Source organism: Streptomyces sp. NPDC048416, from assembly GCF_043200435.1.
Lineage (GTDB): Bacteria > Actinomycetota > Actinomycetes > Streptomycetales > Streptomycetaceae > Streptomyces.
This window is the reverse complement of record NZ_JBICXU010000031.1, coordinates 40,241-65,312: the sequence shown is the minus strand read 5'-3', so window position 1 is coordinate 65,312 and position 25,072 is coordinate 40,241. Positions and strand designations below refer to the sequence as shown.

Annotated in this window: 18 protein-coding genes; 12 read left to right on the top strand and 6 right to left on the bottom strand. The window is 72.7% G+C overall.

What is annotated here, in order from left to right:
* The first annotated feature begins 50 nt into the window (after window positions 1-50).
* Window positions 51-839, top strand: coding sequence for an ABC transporter ATP-binding protein (locus tag ACGFW5_RS29205; protein ID WP_393837301.1), 789 nt, complete (start codon window positions 51-53; stop codon window positions 837-839).
* Window positions 836-3,418 (top strand): ABC transporter permease, encoded by a 2,583-nt coding sequence (locus tag ACGFW5_RS29200; RefSeq protein WP_393837300.1) that lies wholly within the window; start codon window positions 836-838, stop codon window positions 3,416-3,418. The genes ACGFW5_RS29205 and ACGFW5_RS29200 overlap by 4 nt, the downstream gene beginning before the upstream one ends.
* Before the next feature lie 21 nt (window positions 3,419-3,439).
* Here the strand turns inward: ACGFW5_RS29200 and ACGFW5_RS29195 are convergent, their stop codons facing one another.
* The 3 genes from ACGFW5_RS29195 to ACGFW5_RS29185 are packed head-to-tail and all read right to left on the bottom strand — an operon-like array spanning window position 3,440 to window position 5,955.
* Window positions 3,440-4,900, bottom strand: coding sequence for a DUF2079 domain-containing protein (locus ACGFW5_RS29195; protein WP_393837299.1), 1,461 nt, complete (start codon window positions 4,898-4,900; stop codon window positions 3,440-3,442).
* 16 nt (window positions 4,901-4,916) lie between these two features.
* Window positions 4,917-5,465 carry a hypothetical protein gene (locus ACGFW5_RS29190; protein ID WP_393837298.1) on the bottom strand — a complete coding sequence of 183 codons (549 nt, stop codon included), beginning with the start codon at window positions 5,463-5,465 and terminating at the stop codon, window positions 4,917-4,919.
* Window positions 5,458-5,955, bottom strand: coding sequence for a SigE family RNA polymerase sigma factor (locus ACGFW5_RS29185; protein WP_393837297.1), 498 nt, complete (start codon window positions 5,953-5,955; stop codon window positions 5,458-5,460). Before ACGFW5_RS29185 ends, ACGFW5_RS29190 begins: the two co-directional genes overlap by 8 nt.
* A gap of 948 nt (window positions 5,956-6,903) precedes the next feature.
* Between ACGFW5_RS29185 and mfd the strand changes: the two genes are divergently transcribed.
* Together mfd and ACGFW5_RS29175 are read left to right on the top strand one after the other, a co-directional pair.
* Window positions 6,904-10,437, top strand: a complete 3,534-nt coding sequence (gene mfd, locus ACGFW5_RS29180; RefSeq protein WP_393837296.1) for a transcription-repair coupling factor — start codon at window positions 6,904-6,906, stop codon at window positions 10,435-10,437.
* A 149-nt stretch (window positions 10,438-10,586) separates the two neighbouring features.
* Window positions 10,587-11,264 (top strand): HNH endonuclease family protein, encoded by a 678-nt coding sequence (locus tag ACGFW5_RS29175; RefSeq protein ID WP_393837295.1) that lies wholly within the window; start codon window positions 10,587-10,589, stop codon window positions 11,262-11,264.
* 86 nt (window positions 11,265-11,350) lie between these two features.
* Here ACGFW5_RS29175 and ACGFW5_RS29170 read toward each other — a convergent pair whose 3' ends face one another.
* Window positions 11,351-12,091, bottom strand: coding sequence for a hypothetical protein (locus ACGFW5_RS29170; RefSeq protein ID WP_393837294.1), 741 nt, complete (start codon window positions 12,089-12,091; stop codon window positions 11,351-11,353).
* Window positions 12,092-12,277: 186 nt separating this feature from the next.
* Here ACGFW5_RS29170 and ACGFW5_RS29165 point away from each other — a divergent pair, with 186 nt between their 5' ends.
* From ACGFW5_RS29165 to ACGFW5_RS29155, 3 genes are all read left to right on the top strand, one after another.
* Entirely contained in the window at window positions 12,278-14,371 is a 2,094-nt protein-coding gene (locus tag ACGFW5_RS29165) for an N-6 DNA methylase (RefSeq protein WP_393837293.1), read from the top strand.
* 219 nt (window positions 14,372-14,590) lie between these two features.
* Complete coding sequence (locus ACGFW5_RS29160) at window positions 14,591-15,235, top strand: hypothetical protein (protein ID WP_393837292.1); 645 nt, start codon at window positions 14,591-14,593, stop codon at window positions 15,233-15,235.
* Window positions 15,232-16,782, top strand: a complete 1,551-nt coding sequence (locus ACGFW5_RS29155; RefSeq protein WP_393837291.1) for a serine/threonine-protein kinase — start codon at window positions 15,232-15,234, stop codon at window positions 16,780-16,782. The genes ACGFW5_RS29160 and ACGFW5_RS29155 overlap by 4 nt, the downstream gene beginning before the upstream one ends.
* Before the next feature lie 505 nt (window positions 16,783-17,287).
* Here the strand turns inward: ACGFW5_RS29155 and ACGFW5_RS29150 are convergent.
* Entirely contained in the window at window positions 17,288-19,759 is a 2,472-nt protein-coding gene (locus ACGFW5_RS29150) for a YfhO family protein (protein ID WP_393837290.1), read from the bottom strand.
* 248 nt (window positions 19,760-20,007) lie between these two features.
* Here ACGFW5_RS29150 and ACGFW5_RS29145 point away from each other — a divergent pair, with 248 nt between their 5' ends.
* From ACGFW5_RS29145 to ACGFW5_RS29135, 3 genes are all read left to right on the top strand, one after another.
* Window positions 20,008-20,706, top strand: coding sequence for a SurA N-terminal domain-containing protein (locus tag ACGFW5_RS29145; RefSeq protein ID WP_393837289.1), 699 nt, complete (start codon window positions 20,008-20,010; stop codon window positions 20,704-20,706).
* Between the two features lie 21 nt (window positions 20,707-20,727).
* Window positions 20,728-21,684 carry a nucleoside triphosphate pyrophosphohydrolase gene (locus tag ACGFW5_RS29140; protein WP_393837288.1) on the top strand — a complete coding sequence of 319 codons (957 nt, stop codon included), beginning with the start codon at window positions 20,728-20,730 and terminating at the stop codon, window positions 21,682-21,684.
* A 249-nt stretch (window positions 21,685-21,933) separates the two neighbouring features.
* A complete protein-coding gene (locus tag ACGFW5_RS29135; RefSeq protein ID WP_393837287.1) occupies window positions 21,934-22,077 on the top strand; it encodes a hypothetical protein in 144 nt (47 codons plus the stop codon).
* Between the two features lie 256 nt (window positions 22,078-22,333).
* On the opposite strand, the gene ACGFW5_RS29130 is transcribed toward ACGFW5_RS29135, so the two are convergent.
* Window positions 22,334-22,678 carry a putative quinol monooxygenase gene (locus tag ACGFW5_RS29130; RefSeq protein WP_393837286.1) on the bottom strand — a complete coding sequence of 115 codons (345 nt, stop codon included), beginning with the start codon at window positions 22,676-22,678 and terminating at the stop codon, window positions 22,334-22,336.
* A 98-nt stretch (window positions 22,679-22,776) separates the two neighbouring features.
* Between ACGFW5_RS29130 and ACGFW5_RS29125 the strand changes: the two genes are divergently transcribed.
* Together ACGFW5_RS29125 and ACGFW5_RS29120 are read left to right on the top strand one after the other, a co-directional pair.
* Window positions 22,777-23,094, top strand: coding sequence for an ArsR/SmtB family transcription factor (locus ACGFW5_RS29125; RefSeq protein ID WP_393837285.1), 318 nt, complete (start codon window positions 22,777-22,779; stop codon window positions 23,092-23,094).
* A gap of 679 nt (window positions 23,095-23,773) precedes the next feature.
* Window positions 23,774-25,048, top strand: a complete 1,275-nt coding sequence (locus ACGFW5_RS29120) for a cytochrome P450 (protein WP_393837284.1) — start codon at window positions 23,774-23,776, stop codon at window positions 25,046-25,048.
* Window positions 25,049-25,072: the final 24 nt, after the last annotated feature.

The window sequence follows — 25,072 nt, the reverse complement described above, 5'->3', positions numbered from 1 at the left end:
GTCAGTGACTGGCGTCAGCGACTGGCTGAAAACGACCTAGGAGAATTACCGTGACAACGGCTGTGACCATTCCCAGGCACGGGGACACCGGAGGGCGTGCGGCGGTCGCGGCTCGGGCGCGCCAGGTCGTGAAGGCGTACGGATCGGGTGAGACCCGAGTGGTCGCCCTCGACCACGTCGACGTCGACATAGCCCGGGGCCAGTTCACCGCGATCATGGGCCCATCGGGCTCCGGCAAGTCCACGCTCATGCACTGCCTGGCCGGGCTCGACACGGTGACGGGCGGCCAGATCTACCTGGACGAGACCGAGATCACCGGGCTCAAGGACAAGAAGCTCACCCAGCTGCGCCGGGACCGGATCGGGTTCATCTTCCAGGCGTTCAACCTGCTGCCGACGCTGAACGCGCTGGAGAACATCACGCTGCCGATGGACATCGCCGGGCGCAAGCCGGATGCTCAGTGGCTGGAGCGTGTGGTGGAGACGGTGGGCCTTGCGGGACGGCTCAAGCACCGGCCGACCCAGCTCTCCGGCGGCCAGCAGCAACGCGTCGCGGTGGCGCGGGCGTTGGCGGCCCGCCCCGAGATCATCTTCGGTGACGAGCCGACCGGAAACCTGGACTCCCGCGCGGGCGCCGAGGTGCTCGGCTTCCTGCGCCAGTCGGTGGACGAGCTGGGTCAGACCATCGTGATGGTCACCCACGACCCGGTGGCCGCCTCCTACGCGGACCGGGTGCTCTACCTCGCCGACGGCCGCATCGTGGACGAGATGCTGCGTCCGACCGCCGACGCGGTCCTCGACCGGATGAAGGACTTCGACGCGCGGGGGCGGACCTCGTGAGCGTGCTCAAGACCTCGATGCGCAACTTCCTCGCGCACAAGGGACGGATGGCGCTCTCGGCCGTCGCGGTCCTGCTGTCGGTGGCGTTCGTGTGCGGCACGCTCGTCTTCACCGACACCATGAACACCACCTTCGACAAGCTGTTCGCGGCGACCGCGTCCGACGTCACCGTCAGTCCCAGGTCGGCCGACGACGACCAGGGTGCAGGCTCCCGCAGCGGCAAGCCCGACGCGCTGCCCGCCTCCCTCGTGGAGCGGATCGCGAAGGTGCCCGGTGTGGGCAAGGCCGAGGGCGGGGTGAGCAGCGCAAGCGTGACCGTCGTGAACGGCAAGAACGAGAACATGGGCTCCTCCACCGGCGCCCCGACCATCGCGGGCAACTGGACCGGCAACGACCTCAAGGCGATGGAGATCACCTCCGGGCGCGCCCCGCGCGGGCCGACGGAGATGATGGTCGACGCCGACACCGCCGACAAGCACCACCTGAAGCTCGGTGACGAGCTGCGCACCATCGCGGTCACCGGGGACTTCACCGCGAAGATCACCGGTATCGCCACCTTCAAGGTGACCAACCCCGGCGCGGCCATCGTCTACTTCGACACCGCGACGGCGCAGCGCGAACTGCTCGGCGCCACCGGCCGGTTCACCCAGATCAACGTGACCGCCGCGGGCGGGGTGAGCGATGCGCGGCTCAAGCAGGACGTGGCGGCGGCGGTCGGCGCGGGCACGTACAAGGTGCAGACGGCGAAGGAGTCCGCCGACGCCAACCGCTCAAGCGTCGGCTCGTTCCTCGACGTGATGAAGTACGCGATGCTCGGCTTCGCCGGGATCGCCCTCCTCGTCGGCATCTTCCTGATCATCAACACGTTCTCGATGCTGGTCGCCCAGCGCACCCGCGAGATCGGTCTGATGCGCGCCATCGGCTCCAGCCGCAAGCAGGTCAACCGCTCGGTCCTCCTGGAGGCGCTGCTGCTCGGCGTGTTCGGTTCGGTCCTCGGGGTCGCCGCGGGGGTCGGGCTGGCCGTCGGACTGATGAAGGTGATGGGCTCCATCGGGATGGAGCTGTCCACCGGTGACCTCACGGTCAGATGGACGACACCCGTCGTGGGCCTGGTCCTGGGTGTCGTGGTGACCGTGGTCGCCGCGTACGTGCCGGCCCGGCGGGCGGGGAAGATCTCGCCGATGGCCGCGCTGCGCGACGCGGGCACCCCGGCCGACGGCAGGGCCGGCGCGATCCGGGCCGTCATCGGTCTGGTCCTGACCGGCGCGGGTGTGGCCGCGCTGTTCGCCTCGGCCAACTCCTCGAAGGCGTCCGCCGGTTCGGGCCTGCTCGGGATGGGGGTCGTTCTCACTCTGATCGGCTTCGTCGTCATCGGGCCGCTGCTCGCGGGCGTCGTGGTGCGGGTGATCAGCGCGCTGGTGCTGCGGATGTTCGGCCCGGTCGGGCGGATGGCCGAGCGCAACGCGCTGCGCAACCCGCGGCGTACCGGAGCGACGGGCGCCGCCCTGATGATCGGGCTCGCCCTGGTCGCCTGCCTCTCGGTGGTGGGCTCCTCGATGGTCGCCTCGGCCACCGACGAGCTCGACAAGTCGGTCGGCGCGGACTTCATCGTGTCCTCCGGCACCGGCCAGCCCATCGTGCCGCAGGCCGCCGAGGCCCTGGAGAAGACCCCGGGCATCGCGCACGTCACCAACTACAAGGACATGGACGCGACGGTGACCGCCCCCGACGGCAGCACCTCCAGGAGCGAGAACCTGGTCGCCGCCGACCCGACGTACCCGCAGGACCTGCGGCGCACGGTGCTCTCCGGCGACCTGGCCGCCGCGTACGGCAAGAACGCGATGTCGGTCGGCGACACCTACGCCACGGCGCACCACGTGAAGGTCGGCGACTCGATGACCGTCGCCTTCAAGGAGGGCCGGACCGCCCGGCTGAAGATCGCGGCGATCACGTCGGACGACACCAACGTCGACAAGGCCGCGATGTACACGAGCATCACGACGGCCGCGAGCTACGTTCCCGCCGACCGGATGCCCAAGGACGAGATCATGTTCGCGAAGGCGGACGACGGCAAGGCGAAGGACGCCTACGCCGCCCTGAAGGAGTCGCTGAAGGCGTACCCGCAGTACAAGGTGCAGAACCAGGCCGACTTCAAGCAGGACCTGAAGGACCAGATCGGCCAGCTCCTGAACATCGTGTACGGGCTGCTCGCCCTCGCGATCATCGTGGCGGTGCTCGGCGTGGTGAACACCCTGGCCCTTTCGGTGGTGGAGCGGACCCGGGAGATCGGCCTGATGCGTGCGATCGGTCTCTCGCGCCGCCAGCTGCGCCGCATGATCCGCCTGGAGTCGGTGGTGATCGCCCTGTTCGGCGCGCTGCTGGGCCTCGGGCTCGGCATGGGCTGGGGCGCCACGGCGCACAAGCTGCTCGCCCTGGAAGGCATGGGCATCCTGGAGATCCCCTGGTCGACCATCCTCACGGTGTTCGTGGCCTCGGCGTTCGTGGGTCTGTTCGCCGCGCTGATCCCGGCATTCAGGGCCGGCCGGATGAACGTCCTGAACGCCATCGCGACGGAGTAGGACGGCCCCGGCCCGTACGGGTCACGGCTGGAGCCGCAGCAGTACGTAACCCGCTGCCACCCCGGCGACCTGGTAACGGGCGCCGGGGTGCAGCGTCGTGGCGTACTGGACGGGGTCGCCCGCCCAGCCGTCGGAGTTGTCGATCGCGATGTACCGGGGGGTGACCGGGCGGGCGGAACCCACCCAGAAGACCCGGCAGCGTGAGGTGAGCCGGGCGATCGGTCCGATGTCCGCCTCCACCGTCGCCCCGTCCGGGATCGTGCTCAACAGGCGCTCGGCGGCGTCCACTTGGGGGCTCACCCGGTACGTCGTGGGCTCGGTCAGGGCCGCAAGGGGCAGCGAGGGGGTGAGCGCGAGGGCCGCGACGGCCGCGCACAGCGGCAGCTTGGGCGCGTGGGTACGCAGCCAGGCGCGCCGGCTGCGGCGGGCGGTGGCCACGGCGTCGGTGAGCGCGAGCGCGACCACCGGCATCAGGACCGCGCTGTAGTGCCAGTCCGTCGACCAGTAGTGGTCGTCCGAGGACAGAAAACGCCAGCCAAGGGTGGGCAGTGCGGCGAGCAGCAGCGGGGAGCGCAGCGCGAGGAGGCCGGTGGTGGGCAGCAGGATCCACGTCAGGGTGCGCATCTTGAGGTGCCAGGCGGCCAGCGGGCCCGCCGCGTCGGCCCCGTCCACCTTGCTCCAGTAGTCATAGCCGCCCGTGGAGTTGAAGGCGGGGATGACGGTGGTGAGGATGACGAGGGTGGCCACCGCCCCGAACGCGGCGACACCCACCGCCCACTGGGTGGCGCGCGGCGAGACGCGGCGGGCCCGCACCACGACGACGACGGCGAGCGCGGCGGTCGTCAGGCCCAGGTCCTCCTTCACCAGCACCAGCGGCAGTGCGTACAGGAGGGCCGCGCGCCACCGCTCGCGCAGGATCGCCTCCAGGCTGAAGGCGATCAGCGGGACGGCGAAGCAGATCTCGTGGAAGTCGAAGTCGGCGGCGCGCTGGATCCCCCAGGACAGGCCGTACGCGACACCCACCGCGAGCCCGGGGCCGCGTCCCAGCAGCCGGGCGGACGCGCGGGTCACCGGGACCGCGGCAAGCGCGAACAGCGCGGCCTGGGCGACGAGCAGGGTGACGGGCGTGGGGAAGAGCCGGTAGGCCGGGGCGAGCAGGGCGGTCACCGGGCTGAAGTGATCACCGAGGACGTTGGTGCCGGGCCCCTTCAGATCGACGATGGGCGCCTGGAGGTGGGCGTAGGCGCGGACCGCCTGTTCGAAGATCCCCAGGTCCCAGGAGCGGGTCTCCATCCGCCGGTAGCGCAGCACTCCGAGCGCGGTGTACGCGACGAACAGGACGGCGGCGAGCAGATACGGATCGGCCTGCCGCCGCCGGAGTATTCGCTCCCAGCCACGCTCGCGCCGCCGGCCTCCACCCGGCTCGGGGGAAGGCCGGGGGCCGGTCCCGTTCTCGGGCAGGGTGAGGAGGACTCCGGACACGGTGGGGCTCCTTGGGTCAGCGGACGGGGGTGGTCGGGGTGACGGAGCCGGAGGGGTTCTGGTCCGCGAACGAGTAGGAGGGCGAGCCGACGGGCACGCCGTTCGAAGGGGAGCCCTGGTCTTGGGGCAGCGGGGAGCGCGAGGGGGTGCCCGTGGAGGTGCGGGGCGGGGCGGAGAGCGAGGGGGACCCGGTCGGCGGTACGCGCCGGGAGGTGCCGGCGCCGAGCGAGGGCCCCGGGGGGCCCGGCACCGCGGACGGCGTCCCCGTCCCCTGCATGGCGGAGGGCGAGCCGGAGCTGCTTCCCGTGGCGGACGAGGCGCCGGTGGGGGCCGTGGCGGGCGGCGCGGGGGCGCTCTGCTGGAGCCGTGCGCCGAGCGCGGCGCCGGAACCGGCGAGCAGGCACACCGCGCAGGCGGCGAGCGCGGCGAGGTTGCGCCTGCGGCGCCGCAGCCCGCGCGCGGCGATCCGTTCCACGGGCTGCGGCACGATGTGCCGGCCGGCCGTGTCGGCGGCCCGCTTCAGGGCGCGGACCAGGGGTTCCTCGTCCTCGTTGACGTCAGACACCGGGCTCCTCCTCCAGGAGACGGGGCGCGAGGGCGGCCCTGGCGCGCGACAGATGGGTCTTGACGGTGCCGGGGCTGATGCCGGTCTCGTGTGCGACCTGCTCCACGCTCAGGTCGCACACGTAGTGCAGTACGGCGACGCGGCGCTGGCGGTCCGAGAGGGTGCGCAGCGCCTCGACGAGGGCGACGGTGCCGGGTTCCGGTTCGGGGGCGGGGGTGTGGTGCGTGCGGTGGTGGCGCCGCCATGCCTCGCCGGCGCGGCGGCCTCTGCGCCAGCGGCTCACGGCGAGGCGCCATGCCACGGTCCTCACCCAGGCGTCCGGGCCCGCGGTCGTGGGGGCGTCCAGGCGGCTTCGGCGGGTCCAGGCCCGTACGAATGCCTCCTGGACGACGTCCTGTGCCTCGTGGAGGTCGCCCGTCATCAGGTACAGCTGGCCTACCAGCGGCTTCGTGGAGTGCGCGTAGAACTCCTCGAACTCCTCGTCGGTCAATGCGGCTCCTGTGGCTGGATAGGTCTCACGGGGTATACGCCTGGGACCCCCTGCCCGGTTGACACCGGCCCTCAACTTTCCCCCACGCGGTGTGAGGCGCGGCCCTGGACCCCGGGGGGTCCGCCCACCCGCCCGCCCGTGCGGCTACTTGAGGGTGCAGCTCCCTGGGGCTCCGCCCCAGACCCCGGGGGGTTTGCCCACCCTCCCGCCCGTGTAGCGGTTTGCACCGGCTGAGCCCTGGGGCTGCGCCCCAGACCCCATGCGGGGGCTCCGCCCCCTGCACCCCCGTTCGCGCCTGAACGGCGCTCGTCCTCAATCGCCGGACAGGCTGAGGTGGCCCGTGCGGGCCGGCACGGCTCGTGCACCAGCGCCGCCAGGGGCGCGGGGAACTGCGCGAGCACCGTCCACGACCCGCGGCCAACGACGGGTTTAGGGGCGCGGGGAACTGCGCGAGAAGCGACCACGACCTGCGGACGAAAGGGGGGTTCCAGGGGCGCGGGGAACTGCGCGAAAAGCGACCACGGCCCGCACCCGAAAGCCGGTCTCTGAAGGGGCGCGGGGAACTGCGCGACCAGCCACGCACGGCCCGCAGCCGAAAGCCGGTCTCTCAGGGGGCGCGGGGAACTGCGCGAGAAGCGACCACGGCCCGCAGCCGACAGCCGGTCTCTGAAGGGGCGCGGGGAACTGCGCGACCAGCCACGCACGGCCCGCAGCCGAAAGCCGGGGTCTCAGGCGCCGCGGGGAACTGCGCGAGAAGCGACCACGGCCCGCACTCGACGAACGACCGACCCTTCAGGCACCGCGGGGAACTGCGCAAGTTCTGGGGGTGGGGGGTGGCCCGGGGGCGGGGAGGCGGCGGGGGGAGGCGGGGCGTCGTACGCTGGAAGCCCCCCGGCCCGTACGACGTGTCGGGCAGTTCGCGTTGCCCACTCCCCGGGATGGATGTCCATGAGCCTGCACGGTCTGCTGGACGCAGTTGTACGAGACCCCGCGCTCGCCGAAGCGGTGAAGGCCGCCACCGACGGCCACCAGGCCCACGTCGACCTGGTCGGACCACCCGCCGCCCGCCCCTTCGCCGTCGCCGCCCTCGCCCGGGAGGCAGGCCGCACGGTGCTCGCCGTGACCGCCACCGGCCGCGAGGCCGAGGATCTGGCCGCGGCGCTGCGCTCGATGCTGCCCGCCGAGGAGGTCGTCGAGTACCCCTCCTGGGAGACGCTGCCGCACGAACGCCTCTCGCCGCGCAGCGACACCGTGGGCCGCAGGCTCGCCGTGCTGCGCCGCCTGGCCCACCCCAGCAAGGACGACCCCGCGGCCGGCCCGGTCTCCGTCGTGGTCGCGCCGATCCGGTCCGTGCTCCAGCCGCAGGTGAAGGGGCTGGGCGACCTGGAGCCCGTCGCGCTGCGCACCGGGCAGTCCGCCGATCTGAACGAGATCGTCGAGGGGCTGGCCGCCGCCGCGTACACACGGGTCGAACTCGTCGAGAAGCGCGGGGAGTTCGCCGTGCGGGGCGGCATCCTCGATGTCTTCCCGCCGACCGAGGAGCACCCGCTGCGCGTGGAGTTCTGGGGTGACGACGTCGAGGAGATCCGCTACTTCAAGGTCGCCGACCAGCGCTCCCTGGAAGTCGCCGAGCACGGCCTATGGGCGCCGCCCTGCCGCGAGCTGCTGCTGACCGACGACGTACGCACCCGTGCCGCGGCCCTCGCCGAGGAGCACCCGGAGCTTGGTGAACTGCTCGGCAAGATCGCCGAGGGGATCGCGGTGGAGGGCATGGAATCCCTCGCTCCGGTCCTCGTCGACGAGATGGAGCTGCTGGTCGACGTACTGCCCAAGGGCGCGATGGCCGTGGTCTGCGACCCCGAGCGGGTGCGGACCCGGGCTGCCGACCTGGTCGCCACCAGCCAGGAGTTCCTTCAGGCGTCCTGGGCGGCGAGCGCCGGCGGAGGCCAGGCGCCCATCGACGTGAACGCCGCCTCCCTGTGGGGCATCGCCGACGTACGGGAGAGGGCGCGCGAGCTCGGCATGATGTGGTGGTCGGTGTCGCCGTTCGCCGCCGACGACGCGGACCAGGACGAGGGCACCCTCAAGCTCGGCATGCACGCTCCCGAGACGTACCGCGGTGACACCCAGCGCGCGCTCGCCGACACCAAGCAGTGGCTCGCCGACGGCTGGCGCACGGTGTACGTGACGGCGGGCCACGGCCCCGCGTCGCGCACCGTGGAGGTCCTGGGCGGCGAGGGCATCGCGGCCCGGCTCGACGCCGAGCTCGCCCGGCTCACCCCCTCCGTCGTCCATGTGACGTGCGGCGCCATCGACTTCGGGTTCATCGACCCCGCGCTCGGACTCGCCGTCCTGACCGAGACCGACCTCACCGGCCAGCGCTCCGCCACCAAGGACCTCGGCCGCATGCCGGCCCGGCGCCGCAAGACCATCGACCCGCTCACCCTTGAGGTGGGCGACTACATCGTGCACGAGCAGCACGGCGTGGGCCGCTACATCGAGATGGTCCAGCGCACCGTGCAGAACGCGACCCGCGAGTACCTGCTTGTCGAGTACGCGCCCGCCAAGCGCGGCCAGCCCGGCGACCGGCTCTACATCCCCACCGACCAGCTGGAGCAGGTCACCAAGTACGTGGGCGGCGAGGCCCCGACGCTGCACCGGCTCGGCGGCGCCGACTGGACCAAGACCAAGGCGCGCGCCAAGAAGGCCGTCAAGGAGATCGCCGCCGACCTGATCAGGCTGTACAGCGCGCGCATGGCCGCTCCCGGCCACGCGTTCGGCGCGGACACCCCCTGGCAGCGCGAGCTGGAGGACGCGTTCCCGTACGCGGAGACCCCCGACCAGCTGTCCACGATCGCCGAGGTCAAGGAGGACATGGAGAAGACGGTCCCGATGGACCGGCTCATCTGTGGCGACGTCGGCTACGGCAAGACGGAGATCGCGGTGCGCGCCGCGTTCAAGGCGGTGCAGGACGGCAAGCAGGTCGCCGTGCTCGTGCCGACCACGCTCCTCGTCCAGCAGCACTTCGGCACGTTCACCGAGCGGTACGCCCAATTCCCGGTCAACGTACGGGCGTTGAGCCGTTTCCAGAGCGACACCGAGGCCAAGGCGACGCTCGAAGGGCTCAAGGACGGCTCGGTCGATCTTGTCATCGGCACGCACCGGCTGTTCTCCTCCGAGACCAAGTTCAAGGATCTCGGCCTGGTCATCGTCGACGAGGAGCAGCGCTTCGGTGTCGAGCACAAGGAGCAGCTGAAGAAGCTCCGCGCCAATGTGGACGTCCTGACGATGTCGGCCACCCCCATTCCCCGTACGCTCGAAATGGCCGTCACCGGCATCCGCGAGATGTCCACGATCACCACACCGCCGGAGGAGCGCCACCCCGTCCTCACCTTCGTGGGGCCGTACGAGGAGAAGCAGATCGGCGCCGCCATCCGGCGTGAGCTGCTGCGCGAGGGCCAGGTCTTCTACATCCACAACCGGGTGGAGTCCATCGACCGGGCGGCGGCGAAGCTGCGGGAGATCGTGCCGGAGGCGCGCATCCAGACCGCGCACGGGCAGATGGGCGAGAGCCGGCTGGAGCAGGTCGTGGTCGACTTCTGGGAGAAGAAGTTCGACGTGCTCGTCTCGACGACGATCGTCGAGTCCGGCATCGACATCTCCAACGCCAACACCCTCATCGTGGAGCGCGGCGACAACTTCGGCCTCTCCCAGCTGCACCAGCTGCGCGGCCGGGTCGGCCGTGGCCGTGAGCGGGGCTACTCCTACTTCCTGTATCCGCCGGAGAAGCCGCTGACGGAGACCGCGCACGAGCGGCTGGCCACGATCGCCCAGCACACCGAGATGGGCGCGGGCATGTATGTGGCGATGAAGGACCTGGAGATCCGTGGCGCGGGCAACCTGCTCGGCGGCGAGCAGTCCGGGCACATCGCGGGCGTCGGCTTCGACCTGTACGTCCGCATGGTCGGCGAGGCCGTCGCCGACTACCGGGCACAGATGGACGGCGGCGAGCAGGAGGAGGCGCCGCTCGAAGTCAAGATCGAGCTGCCGGTCGACGCGCATGTCCCGCACGACTACGCGCCGGGTGAGCGGCTGCGGCTCCAGGCCTACCGGGCGATCGCCTCGGCCAACTCCGAGGCCGACGTCAAGGCGGTGCGCGAGGAGCTCACCGACCGCTACGGCAAGCTGCCCGAGCCGGTCGAGAACCTGCTCCTGGTCGCGGGTCTGCGCATGCTGGCCCGCGCCTGCGGGGTCGGCGAGATCGTGCTCCAGGGTCCCAACATCCGTTTCGCGCCGGTGGAGTTGAGGGAGTCGCAGGAGCTGCGCCTCAAGCGGCTCCACCCGCGCACGATCATCAAGGCGCCCACCCGGCAGATCCTGGTGCCGCGTCCGACGGCGGGGAAGATCGGCGGGAAGCCGGTGGTGGGCCGGGAACTGCTCGCGTGGACGGGCGAGTTCCTGACCACGATCCTGGGGTCGTGAGACGGCTGGGGCGAGGGCGAAGTGAGGGGTGGCCCGCACGGCGCGGGCCACCCCTCGTTCGTGTCCGCGGCCGTTGAGCTGCGGTCGGCCGGGTAGGAGTACGTACGCTTGCGAGGTTCCGCCGACTGCTGCCAGGATGGCCCGCTTTGATGCGTATCTACCGAATCGCCCTGCCCGCGACCGTCCTCGCGGCCTCCCTCGTCGTCACCGGCTGCGGGCCCGGCACCACCGCGAAGGGCGGCGCCCCGGGTGCCAGGGGGGCCGCCGGCTACGCGCTCGCCGCCGTCGACTCGCTCGCCGTCAAGGGGCGGGCGCCCAAGACCGGTTACACCCGCGACCAGTTCGGCACGGGCTGGACCGACACCGACCACAACGGCTGTGAGACCCGCGAGGACATACTCAAGCGGGACCTCAAGGACGTGACGTTCAAGGACAAGTGCGACGTGTCGTCCGGCACGCTCGCGCATGACCCGTACACCGGGCAGTCCATCACCTTCAAGCGCGGCGCCAGCAAGATCGACATCGATCATGTGGTGGCGCTGTCGGACGCCTGGCAGAAGGGCGCCCAGCAGTGGGACAAGCAGAAGCGGACCGCGTTCGCCAATGATCCGCTCAACCTGATCGCCGTCGACGCGAGCGCGAACCGCCGCAAGAGCGACGGCGACGCGGCGACCTGGCTGCCGCCCTACAAGGCGTACCGCTGTACGTATGTGGCGGACCAGGTGGCCGTGAAGAAGAAGTACGGCGTGTGGCTGACCGATGCCGAGAAGACCGCCATGAAGACGGTCCTCGACGGCTGTCCCGACCAGAAGCTCCCGGCGGGCTGAGCGGGCTGAGCGGGCTGAGGGGGCTGCGCGGGCTGAGGGGGCTGAGCGGGCTGAGCGGGCTTTTGGCCGGGGGCGGGTGGGCGTCGTCAGCCCGCGGCGACCTGGGACTTCGGCGGGGCGACCGCGTGGACGGGCCGGCCGAAGTCCGAGAAGGCGACGGTGCCGGGGCTGTCGCCGCCCGAGGAGACCATCTTCAGGAGATAGGGCTTGCCGGACGTCGCCACGTCCATGGTGAAGTCTCCGGTGCTGTCGTTCTCGGTCAGCACGATCGCGGGGGCGCCGCCGACCGTCGTGGTCGCGCCCTTGCGTGCCACCGTGTCCTCGCCCTTGAGGGGGCCGAAGAAGCTGTTCAGGTCGCAGGCGGCGGCGAGGTCCTTGCCGTCGCCGGACGTCGTGTTCGTCTTCGTCCACTTGCCGGTCGACTTCTCCGGCTTCACATACGCCGTGTGGCCGACCTTGATGAGTTTGAGGGCGTCCTTGCCGTCCCCGAGGGTGCCGGTGCAGTCGCCCTTGGAGTTCAAGGACACGTCCAGCTTGCTGGGGCCGTCCTTCGCGTCGACGATGTCCGCCAGCACGTGCAGCGAAGAGGCCGAGCGGGTGGCCTTGAGCGCGTTGGTGGCGATCTGGCCGCCGGAGAGGTCCGCGTACGGGCCCTTCGTGGCGCTCGGCGTCGCGGCGGCCGGGGCCGCGGCGGTCGGCGACGTGGCGGCGGCCGCGCCCTTGGCGGAGCCGGAGCCGGAGCCGGAGCCGGAGCTCGAACAGGCCGTCAGGGCCGTGGTGGCGCAGACGAGGAGGGCGGTGCTGGTGACGATCGTGCGGCGGCGCATGACGGTGAACTCCCCCTGGGGGCACGGCGGTACGGGGTGGTGGTGAGGGGCCGGCGCGGTGGCAGGTGCGGCGGACCGCGGCACATCAGAGCAGAGCGCTGTGAACCGAGTCAACATCGACGCATGGATCGTTACCATTCACGGTGTGTACCGGGTGCTGTGGCATCGTTCGGTAGGCTCGGCGTCATGGACGAGGGGAGCGGCCAAGTGCCGCAGCACGCAACGGAGGTGACCGCGGCCGCCATCGCCCGGCTGGCGGGGGTGGGCCGCGCGGCGGTCAGCAACTGGCGCCGCCGTCACGCCGACTTCCCCAAGCCGGTCGGCGGCACCGACACCAGCCCCTCCTTCGCGCTCGGCGAGGTCGAGCAGTGGCTGCGCGACCAGGGCAAGCTCGCCGAAGTCCCGCTGCGCGAACGGGTCTGGCAGCAGCTCTGCGTCCACCCCGCGGGCGCGGTCACGGCCCTGGTGCACGCGGGGCGCGTCCTGCTGATGCTGCGTCAACAGCCGCCGCTGTGGCGCCAGTTGGCCAAGATGTCCGACGCCGATCTGACTGAGCGGCTGCCCGAGGTCCTTGACCGGGTGGCGGGCGAACGCCTGGGGCCGGGCGGCTGCCTGCCGGGTGCTCACACCCAGGGTGTGAACACCCCTGGCGCCGCGGAGTTCGCCTCGTTCGTGCCGCTGCTGCGCGGGGTCGTCGCACTCGCCGACGAGGCCGGACCCCGGGACGCCTTCGAGTTCCTGCTCGGCCGGCACCTCGACGCCAACCCCCGCCAGTACACGCTCACCCCCCGGGGCCCCGCAGACCTGATGGCCGCACTCGCCGGGCCCGCCGCCTGCGTCCTCGACCCGGCCTGCGGCACCGGCGCCCTGCTGGGCGCGCTGCCGACGGCAGGCGCCCTGCACGGCCAGGACGCCGACCCCGACCTCGCCGCCCTGACCGGGCTCCGGCTCGCCCTGGCGGGCTCCGCAGCCGTCCGCACCGTGGCCGCCGACTCGCTGCGCGCGGACGCCTTCCCCGAACTGGCCGCGGACGCCGTCCTGTGCCACCCGCCGTTCAACGAGCGGTCCTGGGGCCACGACGAACTCGCCTACGACCCGCGCTGGGAGTACGGCCTCCCGGCCCGCACCGAGTCCGAACTGGCCTGGGTGCAGCACGCGCTGGCGCGGCTGCGCGAGGGCGGCACGGCCGTGCTGCTCATGCCGCCCGCCGCCGCCTCGCGCCGGTCCGGGCGGCGCATCCGCGCCGGCCTGCTGCGCCGTGGCGCCCTGCGCGCCATCGTCGCCCTGCCGCCCGGGGCCGCGCCCCCGTACGGCATCCCGCTGCACCTGTGGGTGCTGCGCAGGCCGGGCGCCGCCGACCGGCCCGCCGCCGAACTCCTCCTCGTCGACACCTGCGGCATCGAGGGCGCGGCGGTGGACGCGGGCCGCGACCGCCTGCCCTGGCCTGCCCTGCGGACCGCGGTGCTCGACGCCTGGACCGCGTTCGACCGCGACGGCACCGTCACCGGGCAGCCCGGCGTCAGCCGGTCGGTGCCGGTCATCGACCTCCTCGACGACGAGGTCGACCTCGCGCCGGCCCGTCATCTGCCGCCCCCCGCGGCCGAGGGCGGCGCCGCCGCTCTCGACGCCGTACGCGAACGGCTCCACGCCACGCTGCGGCAGGCCGCCGAGCTGGTCCCGGACCCCGCAGGCGAGGCCCCCGGTACGCGCCGGACCCTCACCACCGTCGGCGAACTCGCCCGCGCGGGCGCGCTGGTGATGCGTCCCGGCGGCGCCGGCACCTCGGGCGCGGGCGGCACCCCGCCCGCCGTCCTCACCGAGCACGACGTGCTGGCCGGCACCGCTCCCTCGGGCAGCCTGCCCGAGGGACCCGCCGAGGAACCGGTGCTCATCCGGGCCGGCGACGTGGTGGTGCCGGTGCTCGGCGGCGGGACGATCGTCCGGGTCGTCGACGAGAGCCACGCGGGCGCCGCACTCGGCCGCAACCTTCAGCTCCTGCGGCCCGAACCCGGCGCGCTCGACCCGTGGTTCCTCGCCGGATTTTTGCGCGGCACCGCCAACAACCGCCAGGCCAGCAGCCACGCCACCACCGCCTCCCGGCTCGACGTGCGCCGACTGCATGTGCCGCGGCTGCCGCTGGCGGACCAGCGGCGCTACGGCGAACGGTTCCGCGCGCTCGCCGCGTTCGAGGACACGCTGCGGCTGGTGGGCCGGCTCGGAGAGCAGCTGGTGCGAGGACTTCACGACGGCCTGACCGACGGCGGGGCCGCCCCGGAGTGAGGGGTCTCGGCGGCCCGAGCGACGGGCGTCAGCGGCCGGAGTGAGGGGCGGCAGTGGCCGGTGTGGCGGGGCGTCAGCGGCCGGTGTGACATGGGGGAGCGGGGGGCCGACCGGTCCCTGATGACGGTTGGATACCGGCCGGGGGATCGCCCGGGACGTTGTCGGTGGCGGTGTATACGCTCGTGTCCCCGCGCCCGTCCCCGTTCTCCAGGAGCAGCAATGCACGGCCCCGGCTATGGACCGCCGCAGCCCCGCCCCTCGCGGACGGCGCCGATGGTGCTGCGCGTGCTGTTCGCGGCGGTGCCGCTGCTCAGTTGCGGGCTGCTGTCGTGGACGGCGCTGCTGCGGCTCGCCATAGTGACCGGGCGCCGGGCGCACTGGGTGCTGTTCTGGGCCCAACTGTCCCTGTTCGTCTTCTTCTTCGCCTTCGTCGTGGCGTCGCGCGACGAGAACGACGCGAGGATGAACACCGGCATGATCGGTCTGCTCTCCCTCGCCGTGGCCACCACCGCCTGTTTCCTGTACGCCGACATCCGGCACGCCGCCGGGCCGCGGGCGCCGGGTCCGTACGGCCCGCCCGCCGGATACGGGCCGCCGCACATGCCGGCGGGCGCGGCCCCCCGGTTCGGGGCGTACGCCAATCCGTACGCCGACACCCCGGCGCCGGGCACACCGCCCACCCCCGCGCCGCCCGTACCCATGACCCCCGCGCCCATGGCGTCCGCGCCCATGCCCCCCGCGCCGAGGGCCCCTGTTCCACCGCGGCCGCACGCCCCGGGCGCACCCAGGATCGACCAGGTCAGGGCCGAACTCGACGAGCTGTCGCAGTACTTGCGCAAGGGGACCGAGGGCGAGACCCGGTGACCGTGGGACGAGTCGTCGCCGGACGCTACGAGCTGGCGGCGCTCCTCGGCCAGGGCGGCATGGGCCAGGTGTGGACGGCGTACGACAGCCGCCTTGACCGGCGGGTCGCGGTGAAGCTCCTGCGGCCCGACCGCGTCGCGGGCGCCGGGCGGGCCGACGACGCGGAGGAGCTGCGGCGCCGCTTCGTGCGCGAGTGCCGGGTGACCGCACAGGTCGACCATCCGGGGCTCGTCACCGTGCACGACGCGGGCAGCGACGGCGACGACCTGTACCTCGTCATGCAGCATGTCGCCGGCGCCGACCTCGCCGACCACCTCGCCGAGCACGCGCCCTACCCGTGGCCGTGGGCGGTGGCCGTCGCGGCCCAGCTGTGCGCGGTGCTGTCGGCGGTGCACGCCGTGCCGATCGTCCACCGCGACCTCAAGCCGCGCAACGTCATGGTGAAGCCGGACGGCACGGTGACCGTCCTCGACCTGGGCGTCGCCTCCGTCCTCGACTCGGACACCACGCGCCTGACCCACACCGGCTCACCCATCGGATCGCCCGCCTACATGGCGCCCGAGCAGGCGATGGGCGGCGCCGTCGGCCCCTACACCGACCTGTACGCGCTGGGCGTGGTGCTGCACGAACTGCTCAGCGGGGACGTCCCGTTCGCGGGGTCCACCCTGCTCGGCGTCCTGCACCGCCACCTGTACGAGGCGCCCGTCGCGGTGCGCGAGCTGCGCCCCGAGGTGCCCGAGCCCCTGGAAGCGCTCGTGCTGCGGCTGCTCGCCAAGGACCCGCAGGACAGGCCGAGTTGTGCGCAGGAGGTGTACGAGGCGCTGGCGCCGCTCCTGCCGCCGCGGGGCGGCTCGGGGCTCGCGGGGCCGCTCGATCCGACCCGGCCGTTCCTGCGCCCGCACGCGCCCTGGCCGGACCGCGTCGCCACGCCCGCACCCGGCCCGGTCACCGTGACGCCGCCGCTGCCCACGGCCCCGCCGCGGCCCGACGTGGCGGGCGCGGTCGACGAGGTCAAACGGCTGCTCGGCGAGGGCCGCATCACCCAGGCCGTCGACATCCTCGGCTCGATCCTGCCCGCCGCCGCGGCCGAACACGGCGAACGCTCGCCGGTGGTACGGATCCTGCGCAAGCAGTACGCGGCGACCCTGATGGACGACGGCCAGTACCGGCGCGCGCTGCCCGAACTGCGCCGGCTGGCCGCCGACAGGGCCGCCGACGCCGGTCCCGCCGACCCGGGGGCCCTGGACTTCCGCCACGACATGGCCCAGTGCCTGGAACAACTCGGGGATGCGGCGGGGGCGTTGGCGGAGTACCGGGCGGTGCTGCCCGGCCTCGAAGCGCTGTATGCGGCCACCGACCCGTCCCGCCCCTTCGCCGTCCGGCACCGGATCGGTGACCTCCTGCTCGCGGTGGGCGACCATGCCGGCGGGCACCAGCAGCTCCAGGGGCTGCTGTGGGACGCGGAGCGGGTGTACGGGGCGCAGCATCCCTACCCCGCGGAACTCCGCCGCGCGCTGGCCCACCAGAGAGACCTCCGCGGCGCGTAGCCCCGCTCGCCCCCGCCCCGGTCTGCGGCCCGGCCCCCTTCTGCGCAGTTCCCCGCGCCCCTGACTACCCGATACCCAGCGACCCGCCTCCGGGTGCGGACCGTGCTGGGTCACCCGCGCAGTTCCCCGCGATGCCTGGCGACCCGTCTTCGGGTGCGGGCCGTGCTGGGTCACCCGCGCAGTTCCCCGCGCCCCTTGACTACTCGGTGCCGGTCGGCACGGGCATGTTCAGCCTGTCCGGCGTTTGAGGACGAGCGCCGTTCAGGCGCGAACGGGGTCTGGGGCGGAGCCCCAGGGGCTCATTTTCACCTCCGGAGGGTTTCGGGAAGGGGCGGGGTGGGGTGCCTCCCGGGGTCTGGGGCGGAGCCCCGGCAACCCCGCCTCCGGGTGCGGGCCGTGCTGGGGCACCCGCGCCGTTCCCCGCGCCCCCACAGGGGCACCGGAACTGTCGGGCCGGCCCGCACCCCCCACGGCGGAGGCCGCGCCAAGGGCGCAACCCGCACCCCTACGCAGGGCGCCCGGCATCGCGCACCCGGCGCAGCCGGGGCCAGGCTGCCACGGCCAGCAGGGCCAGGGCGGACGCGCCGCCCACGAGCGAGCCCGAGCGCAGCCCCGGCGGCCGGAAGTCGCACTCCACCGACCTCGCGCCGGCGGGAAGGGAGACGGCGACCAGGCCCAGATGGTCGCCGGCGGGTGCCGCCACCGCGCCGTCCACCCGGCACGTCCACCCCGCGATCCTCGGCATCGCGAACACCGCCGTTCCCCGCGCCCCGGCGGGCAGTTCGGCGCGTATCGAGCTGTCCGCGACCGAGACCCGGGCCGCACCCGTCGTGCGCAGCTGATCGACCGCGCGGGACAGGGCCGCCCGGTCGAGGCAGCCCAGTTCCGCGGAGCGGTCGGCGGGCGACAGGGTCACGTGCGAGGCGCGCCCCGGCCCGGCAGAGGGGCCGAACGGGATCAGCGGGGCCCGTCGGCTCGGCGCGCCGCCGCGCATCTCCACGACGGGCCCGCCGCCCAGGCGTGCGGTGCCGAAGTGGTCGGGCGCGGACAGGAAGATGTCGGTGCCGGCCGGGCACCCCTGGGCGAGGGTGCGCACGGTGTAGACGCGGGCGCCGAGCAGGAGTTCCTGGTTGCGGAACGGATCGGTGCCGTACGACAGGGGCGGCCCGGACGGCCGGAGCGTGACCAGGGGCGGTGTCGCGGCGGCCCGCACCAGCTCCGGCGCGCCCGCCTTCCCCGCGACCCGCACGCGCGCGCTCACCGAGAAGATCGCGTCGGTCACCGGATTGTCCAGACTCTGGAGCGCCCGCCCCCGCGAGGTCCAGCCGCCGCCGAGCGCGGTCATCGTACGGTTCAGCACCTCGGGGGTGAGGCTGGAGTAGTAGGCGCCGCCCTCCCCGCCGAGCAGCAGGGGGTCGTTGTTGGTGATCTGGCGCTGCCCGGGGTCGGTGCGCGAGGCCGGCCATGCGGAGGCCCGCGATCCGAGTGCGGCCCGCTCGGTGTGGGCGGGGCCCCAGGCGGGATAGCCGTCCATGCGGGCCGCCCGCCCCTTGTCCCCGTACGCCTGCGTGACACCCGCCTGCGCGATCTGCGCCCCGGCCAGCAGGGCGAGCGCGACGACGGTGAGTCCGCGCCGGCCCCTGCGGGCCAGCAGCAGACCGCCCACCACGGCGGCGAGACCCGCCGCGAGCAGGGGGTACGTCCACGCCGATATCAGCTCGCTGAAGGCCGCGCCCACCGCGATCAGGGCGAGCACACCGCTCCCGCCGAGCAGCGCGCGACGCCCGGGGACTCCGTACGACAGACAGATCCACGCGGCGATCACGAGGATGCCGCACAGCACGAACGTCTGGCGGTAGGGGCTGCCGTTGGGGGTGGCGAAGGCATGCCAGGCCAGATGGGTGGGCTTGAACTGGAAGGACAGCGCGACGGCGAGGGCCAGGCCGGACCAGGCGTACCGCTCGCGGCGCGGCACCGCGCGGTGGAAGGCGAGGGCGCAGGCCAGGAGCAGCGCGCCGGTGCCGAGGAAGACGGCGGGGGAGGAGAAGGAGTACGTGCCGGGCAGGGTGCGGGCCAGGTAGTCCGGCCAGGACACCGGCGCGAACTCCCGCACCCAGCCCGGGTGCGCGTGCTTCGTGCCCAGATACACGGTGAACAGGACGGGCGCCGAGAGCCCGATGCCGATCACGACCGACCGCCCGGCCCGCAGCACCGTCCGCGTCCGGCCGCGCGCGTCCGCGTCGCGGTCCACGTACAGAAGGAGGAGCAGGACCAGACCGGCCCCGATCGTGGCCATGTACGCGGTGTAGAAGTTGGCGGTCCAGGCGAGCGCCACGACCAGCGGGCCGAGCACCGGCCGCCGCCGGTTCCTGGCCCAGTGGCCGACCAGGCACAGCAGCGGGAAGGCGATGAGGCCGTCGAGCCACATCGGGTTGTACGTGGCTTCCAGGACCGACCAGCCGCACAGCGCGTACGCGGCGCCGAGCACCCCCGCCGCCCAGCGGTGGCGCACCGCGGGACGCAGGGCGAGCAGCAGCACCGTCATGGCGATCGCCGCCGAGGCCGTCTTGAGGACGGTGATGACGTACACGGCGAGGTCGATCCGGTCGCGCGGGAAGAGCGCGACGAGGAGCGCGAAGGGGCTGCTGAGGTACGTGCCGAGATCGGGCAGGAACGAAGTGCCGTACCCGGACTGCCAGTTGAGGAGGAGCCCGCCCTCGGCGCGGCCGTGCAGCAGGTCCCACAGATGGGCGTGGAAGGGGACGAACTGGTTGCCCAGGTCGTTGATGCTGCGGGTGTGGCGCTGGAGCGGGCCCAGCGGGATCGCCCCGGCGACGGCGTCCGCGCCGCACACCGCGATGAGGGTGATCAGTGCGGAGAGGGCGGCGGCCCGGGTGCGGGGGCGGCGGGCGGCCGGGGTCCGTGCCGGGGCCGCCGGCGGGGCGGGAGCGGCTTCGAGGGTCGGCATGGTCGGCATCGGGGTCCTTTGCTGTGCGCTGCCGTCGAATATGCCGGACCGCCCGGGGCAACACGGCGGGTGCGGACGTCAGTTCACGCGATGGACGGCGCGGCTTCATCCGGCGTCACCCCCGCGACCGATGGGGGTCGCGAATCGTTGGGCGAATCAGTGGCCCCGGCCACGCCGACTGCCTACCATCGATCACCGCAAGGTCTTAGCAAGGTTCGTCGCCATGCCGCACGTATCTGCTCCGCCGGGAGGCTCCTTTGCACCGCCGTCGTCGTACCGCGCTCTCCGTCTCCGTCGTCCTGCTCGCCGCGGGTCCCCTCCTGGCCGCGTGCGGCAGTACGGCCCATCCGGGGGCCGCGGCCGTCGTCGGCGGGCAGCGGATCGAGGTCTCCGCGCTCCAGGCCGAAGTCAAGGACGTACGGACGGCCCAGCAGAACGCGCCGCAGTCCGCCCAGCTGATCAAGGACTCGGGCCAGCTCGGCAAGGTGAAGCTCAGCAACATGATCTTCGACCGGGTCCTCGCGCGCGCCGCCGACCAGGCCGGGGTGGGCGTCAGCCGCAAGGAGGTCCAGGACGCGCGGGCCGCGATGGTCCAGCAGGCCGGCGGTGAGGACCAGCTGCGCGAGCAGGCCCTCACCAACGGCGGGCTCGCGCCGGGCCAGATCGACGCGTACGTACAGCGGCAGGTCCTGGAGCAGAAGCTGGCCGTCAAGATCGGCGCGCGGACGCAGCAGGACCTGCTGCCCGTCCTGGTCAAGGCGTCCAAGGACCTTCATGTGGACGTGAACCCCCGGTACGGCAGCTGGAACACGAACCAGATCCAGCTCACCGACCACCAGGCGCCGTGGATCGCCACGGCCAAGCAGCCGGCCGGGCCGCAGGCCGCCCCCGACGGCCGGCAGGGCGCCGCCCCCGACCAGCAGGACGACCCGGGGGACTCCGCGTCGACCGGCTGAGCCAGCGGGTAGGTTCGACGGGTGACTGCTGTCGAAGAACCCGGCCGAATCGTTTTGCTCACGGCGAGCCACCGGGTCGCCCCCGGCCTCCTGTCGTGGCCCGCGTGGGAGACCCTGCGCGGCGCCGACCTCGTGCTGTGCCCCGATGCGGGGCACCCGCAGCTGCCGTATCTGCGCGAGGCCGGCGTCGAGGCCGAACTGTCCGCGCCGGACGCGCGGGAGCTGGTCGAGACGTGTGCCGGGGGTCGCACCGTGGTGGTGCTGGTCTCGGGCGAGGGCGACCGGCGCCTGACCGACGGGCTCGCCCGCCTCGCCGGTTCCGGCCGCGTGAGCATGCCGAACCTTGAGCTGCTGCCCGGCTCCTACGACCTGCCGGGCGCGCGCCTGCTCGACCTCGTCCAGGTCATGGACCGCATCCGGCGCGAGTGCCCGTGGTCCTCGCAGCAGACACACAAGGGGCTCGCCAAGTACGCCCTTGAGGAGGCGTACGAACTCGTCGAGGCGGTGGAGGAGGGCGACCGCGACGAGTTGCGCGAGGAGCTGGGCGACGTGCTGCTCCAGGTCGTCTTCCACGCGCGGATCGCCGAGGAGGACGCGGAGGAGCCCTTCTCGGTGGACGACGTCGCGGGCGGCATCGTGGAGAAGCTGATCCACCGGCATCCGCATGTGTTCGGCTCGGAACGGGCGGACACTCCGGAGGAGGTCGCGGAGCACTGGCGGCGGATGAAGGCGGTCGAGAAGCAGCGGGCGTCCGTGACGGACGGGGTGCCGCTCGGGCAGCCGGCGCTCGCCCTGGCGGCCAAACTGTCCTCCCGCGCGCGCACGGCGGGCCTCGCTGTCCCGCTCCCCTCCGGGGAGGGGGTGGGGTACCGCCTGCTCGCCCTCGCGGTGGAGGCGGAGGCCGCGGGCGCCGACCCGGAGGCAGCGCTGCGCGCGGCGGCCCGCGCGTACCGCGAGGCCATCCGCGCGACGGAGTAACCCTGGACGCCCCCGCGCCCCCTGAACCTGCGTTCGCCTTCACGTGCGGCCCGGTGGGGGCTGGTCGCGCAGTTCCCCGCGCCCCTTGAATCTGCGTTCGTTTTTACGTGCGGCCCGGTGGGGGGTGCTCGCGCAGTTCCTCGCGCCCCTTGGTTGCCCGGTGCTGGCTGGCATGGGCATCTTCAGCCTGTCCGGCGTTTGAGGACGAGCGCCGTTCAGGCGCGGCGGGGTCTGGGGCGGAGCCCCAGGGTGCTGGTTGCGCAGTTCCCCGCGCCCCTGAATCTGCATTCGTTTTTACGTGCGGCCCGGTGGGTGCTGGTTGCGCAGTTCCTCGCGCGCCTTGGTTGCCCGGTGCTGGCTGGCATGGGCATCTTCAGCCTGTCCGGCGTTTGAGGACGAGCGCCGTTCAGGCGCGGCGGGGTGTGGGGCGGAGCCCCAGGGTGCTGGTTGCGCAGTTCCCCGCGCCCCTTGGCTGCCCGGTGCTGGCCGGCATGGGCACCTTCAGCCTGTCCGGCGTTTGAGGACGAGCGCCGGACGGGCGCGGCGGGGTGTGGAGCGGAGCGCCAGGGTGCTGGTTGCGCAGTTCCGGTGGCTGGGCGAGACAGCTGTCACCACGGCGCCGGTTGGAACGTTCAAGATCGGCGCGGCGTCACTGGGGCGCCAGAGACCGCGCCCCAGTCCGGCCGGCCGACCGGTAGGGGCTGTGCATGGTGAGAAAGCGGACGTCGAGGTCGGTCTCCAGGTAGTCCATGCGCCGCTCCCAGAAGGCTTGCATGTGGGGGAGGGCAAGGTGGGCGTCGAGATCGGCCTGGGAGCGCCAGGCCTCGTAGAAGACGAAGACGCCGGGGTCGTTGCGATCTTCGTGGAAGTGGTACTCCAGGCAGCCGGACTCCTGCCGGGTCGGCTCGACGAACGAGAGCAGAAGCTGCTTCAACTCCTCGGCGCGTTCGGGTTTGGGGCGAGCAATGCCGACGAGTGCGAATGGCTGAGGCATGCGGGTTCTCTCCGATAGGTACAATCAATCTCGTACCTCCCGGACGCTACCGAACTCGTAGGTACGATGCAATCCTTACCTGAAGGGAGGTGTCCCGAATGCCCGACGGTGAAGGCCACCCGAGCCTTGAGGAGATCGAGCTCGGCCCCGTACTCTCCGCGCTGGCAGATCCGCTGCGCCGCCGAGTGGTGCGTGAGCTGGCGGCCGAACCCGACGGCACGGCGCGGACCTGCAGCTCCTTCGGGCTGCCGGTCTCCAAGGCGACCGTCACGCACCACTTCCGTGCACTGCGCGAGGCCGGGTTGATCCGGCAGGTCGACCGGGGCAACAGCCGGATGGCAGGCCTGCGCCGGGCCGACATCGAACAGCGGTTTCCTGGACTGCTGGGCATCGTGGCAGCCGAGCCGGAGGAGTGAGCTCAGGAGCGGGACAGGTCCCCTTCACGCCGGCATCCTGACGCACGCGCGCGTCAACGCCGCGTCCACGGCAGACGCGACGTCCGCAAAAGCCGGCCGGTGGAGAGCGCCAGGAGCCCGGATCCCCAAACCGTCCGGCAACGCCGCAGGTCAAGCGCTTGCACGTGTCCCAGGCGTTGCGACAGGACATCGTGACGGAGACGGTGTCGGCGGCGCCGGCCATGACGAGGAAGGCCAAACCGACCCACGGGTTGGGCGGCAGTCCGAACAGCGTCAGCGAGTCGCCCCAGGCGGCGGATCCCCTTGGCTGCTGGGTGCGGGCCCGCATGCGCATCTTCAGCCCGTCCGGCGTTTGAGGACGAGCGCCGTTCAGGCGCGGCGGGGTGTGGGGCGGAGCGACAGGGTGTTGGTTGCGCTCCTTGGCTGCTGGGTGCGGGCCCGCATGTGCATCCTCAGCCCGTCCGGCGTTTGAGGACGAGCGACCTCAAGGTGCGAACGGGGTGTGGGGCGGAGCGACAGGGTGTTGGTTGCGCTCCTTGGCTGCTGGGTGCGGGCCCGCATGCGCATCCTCAGCCCGTCCGGCGTTTGAGGACGAGCGACCTCAAGGCGCGTTCGGGGTGTGGGGCGGAGCCCCAGGGGGTGGGGCGGGGGTGGCCCGGGCGCGGGATACGGTCGGGGCGTGCAGGACGACGCCCCCCTTCCCCCCGCCCCCGAACTCTTCACCTGGGAGTTCGCCACCGACCCCTACCCCGCGTACGCCTGGCTCCGCGAGCACGCCCCCGTGCACCGCACCCGGCTGCCCAGCGGGGTGGAGGCCTGGCTTGTGACGCGGTACGGGGACGCCAAGCAGGCCCTCGCCGACCAGCGGCTCTCCAAGAACCCCGCCCATCACGCCGAGCCGGCCCACGCCAAGGGCAAGACGGGCATTCCGGGTGAGCGCAAGGCCGAGCTGATGACGCATCTGCTCAACATCGACCCCCCGGACCACACCCGCCTGCGCAGGCTCGTCTCCAAGGCGTTCACACCCCGTACGGTGGCCCAATTCGCGCCCCGCGTGCAGGAGTTGACGGACCAGCTCATCGACGCCTTCGCGGCGAAGGGCGAGGCCGACCTCATCCATGAGTTCGCCTTCCCGCTCCCCATCTACGCCATCTGCGACCTGCTCGGCGTCCCGCGCGAGGACCAGGACGACTTCCGCGACTGGGCCGGCATGATGATCCGCCACGGTGGCGGGCCGCGCGGTGGCGTCGCCCGCTCGGTGAAGAAGATGCGCAACTACCTCGCCGAGCTCATCCACAAGAAGCGCGAGAACCCCGGCGACGACCTCATCTCGCGGCTCATCGAGGCCAGCGACCACGGCGAGCACCTGACCGAGAACGAGGCCGCCGCGATGGCCTTCATCCTGCTCTTCGCCGGGTTCGAGACGACCGTCAACCTGATCGGGAACGGGGTGTACGCCCTGCTGCGCAACCCCGGCCAGCGCGAGCGCCTTCAGGCCTCGCTCGACGCGGGCGAGAGCGACCTCCTGGAGACCGGTGTCGAGGAACTGCTGCGCTACGACGGCCCGGTCGAGCTCGCGACGTGGCGGTTCGCGACCGAGGCGCTGACACTGGGCGGCCAGGACATCGCGGCCGGCGACCCCGTCCTCGTCGTGCTCGCCGCCGCCGACCGCGACCCGGAGCGCTTCGAGGACCCGGACACGCTCGACCTCGGCCGGCGCGACAACCAGCACCTCGGGTACGGCCACGGCATCCACTACTGCCTCGGTGCGCCGCTCGCGCGACTGGAGGGACAGACCGCGCTCGCGACTCTGCTGCGCCGCCTTCCTGACCTGCGCCTCGCGGTGGAACCTGACGATTTGCGCTGGCGCGGCGGGCTCATCATGCGTGGACTGCGCACCCTGCCGGTCGAGTTCACACCGCCCGCGGACAACCGGAATTCCGCCGTCACCTGACACACCGTCAAGACTGTGACTTTT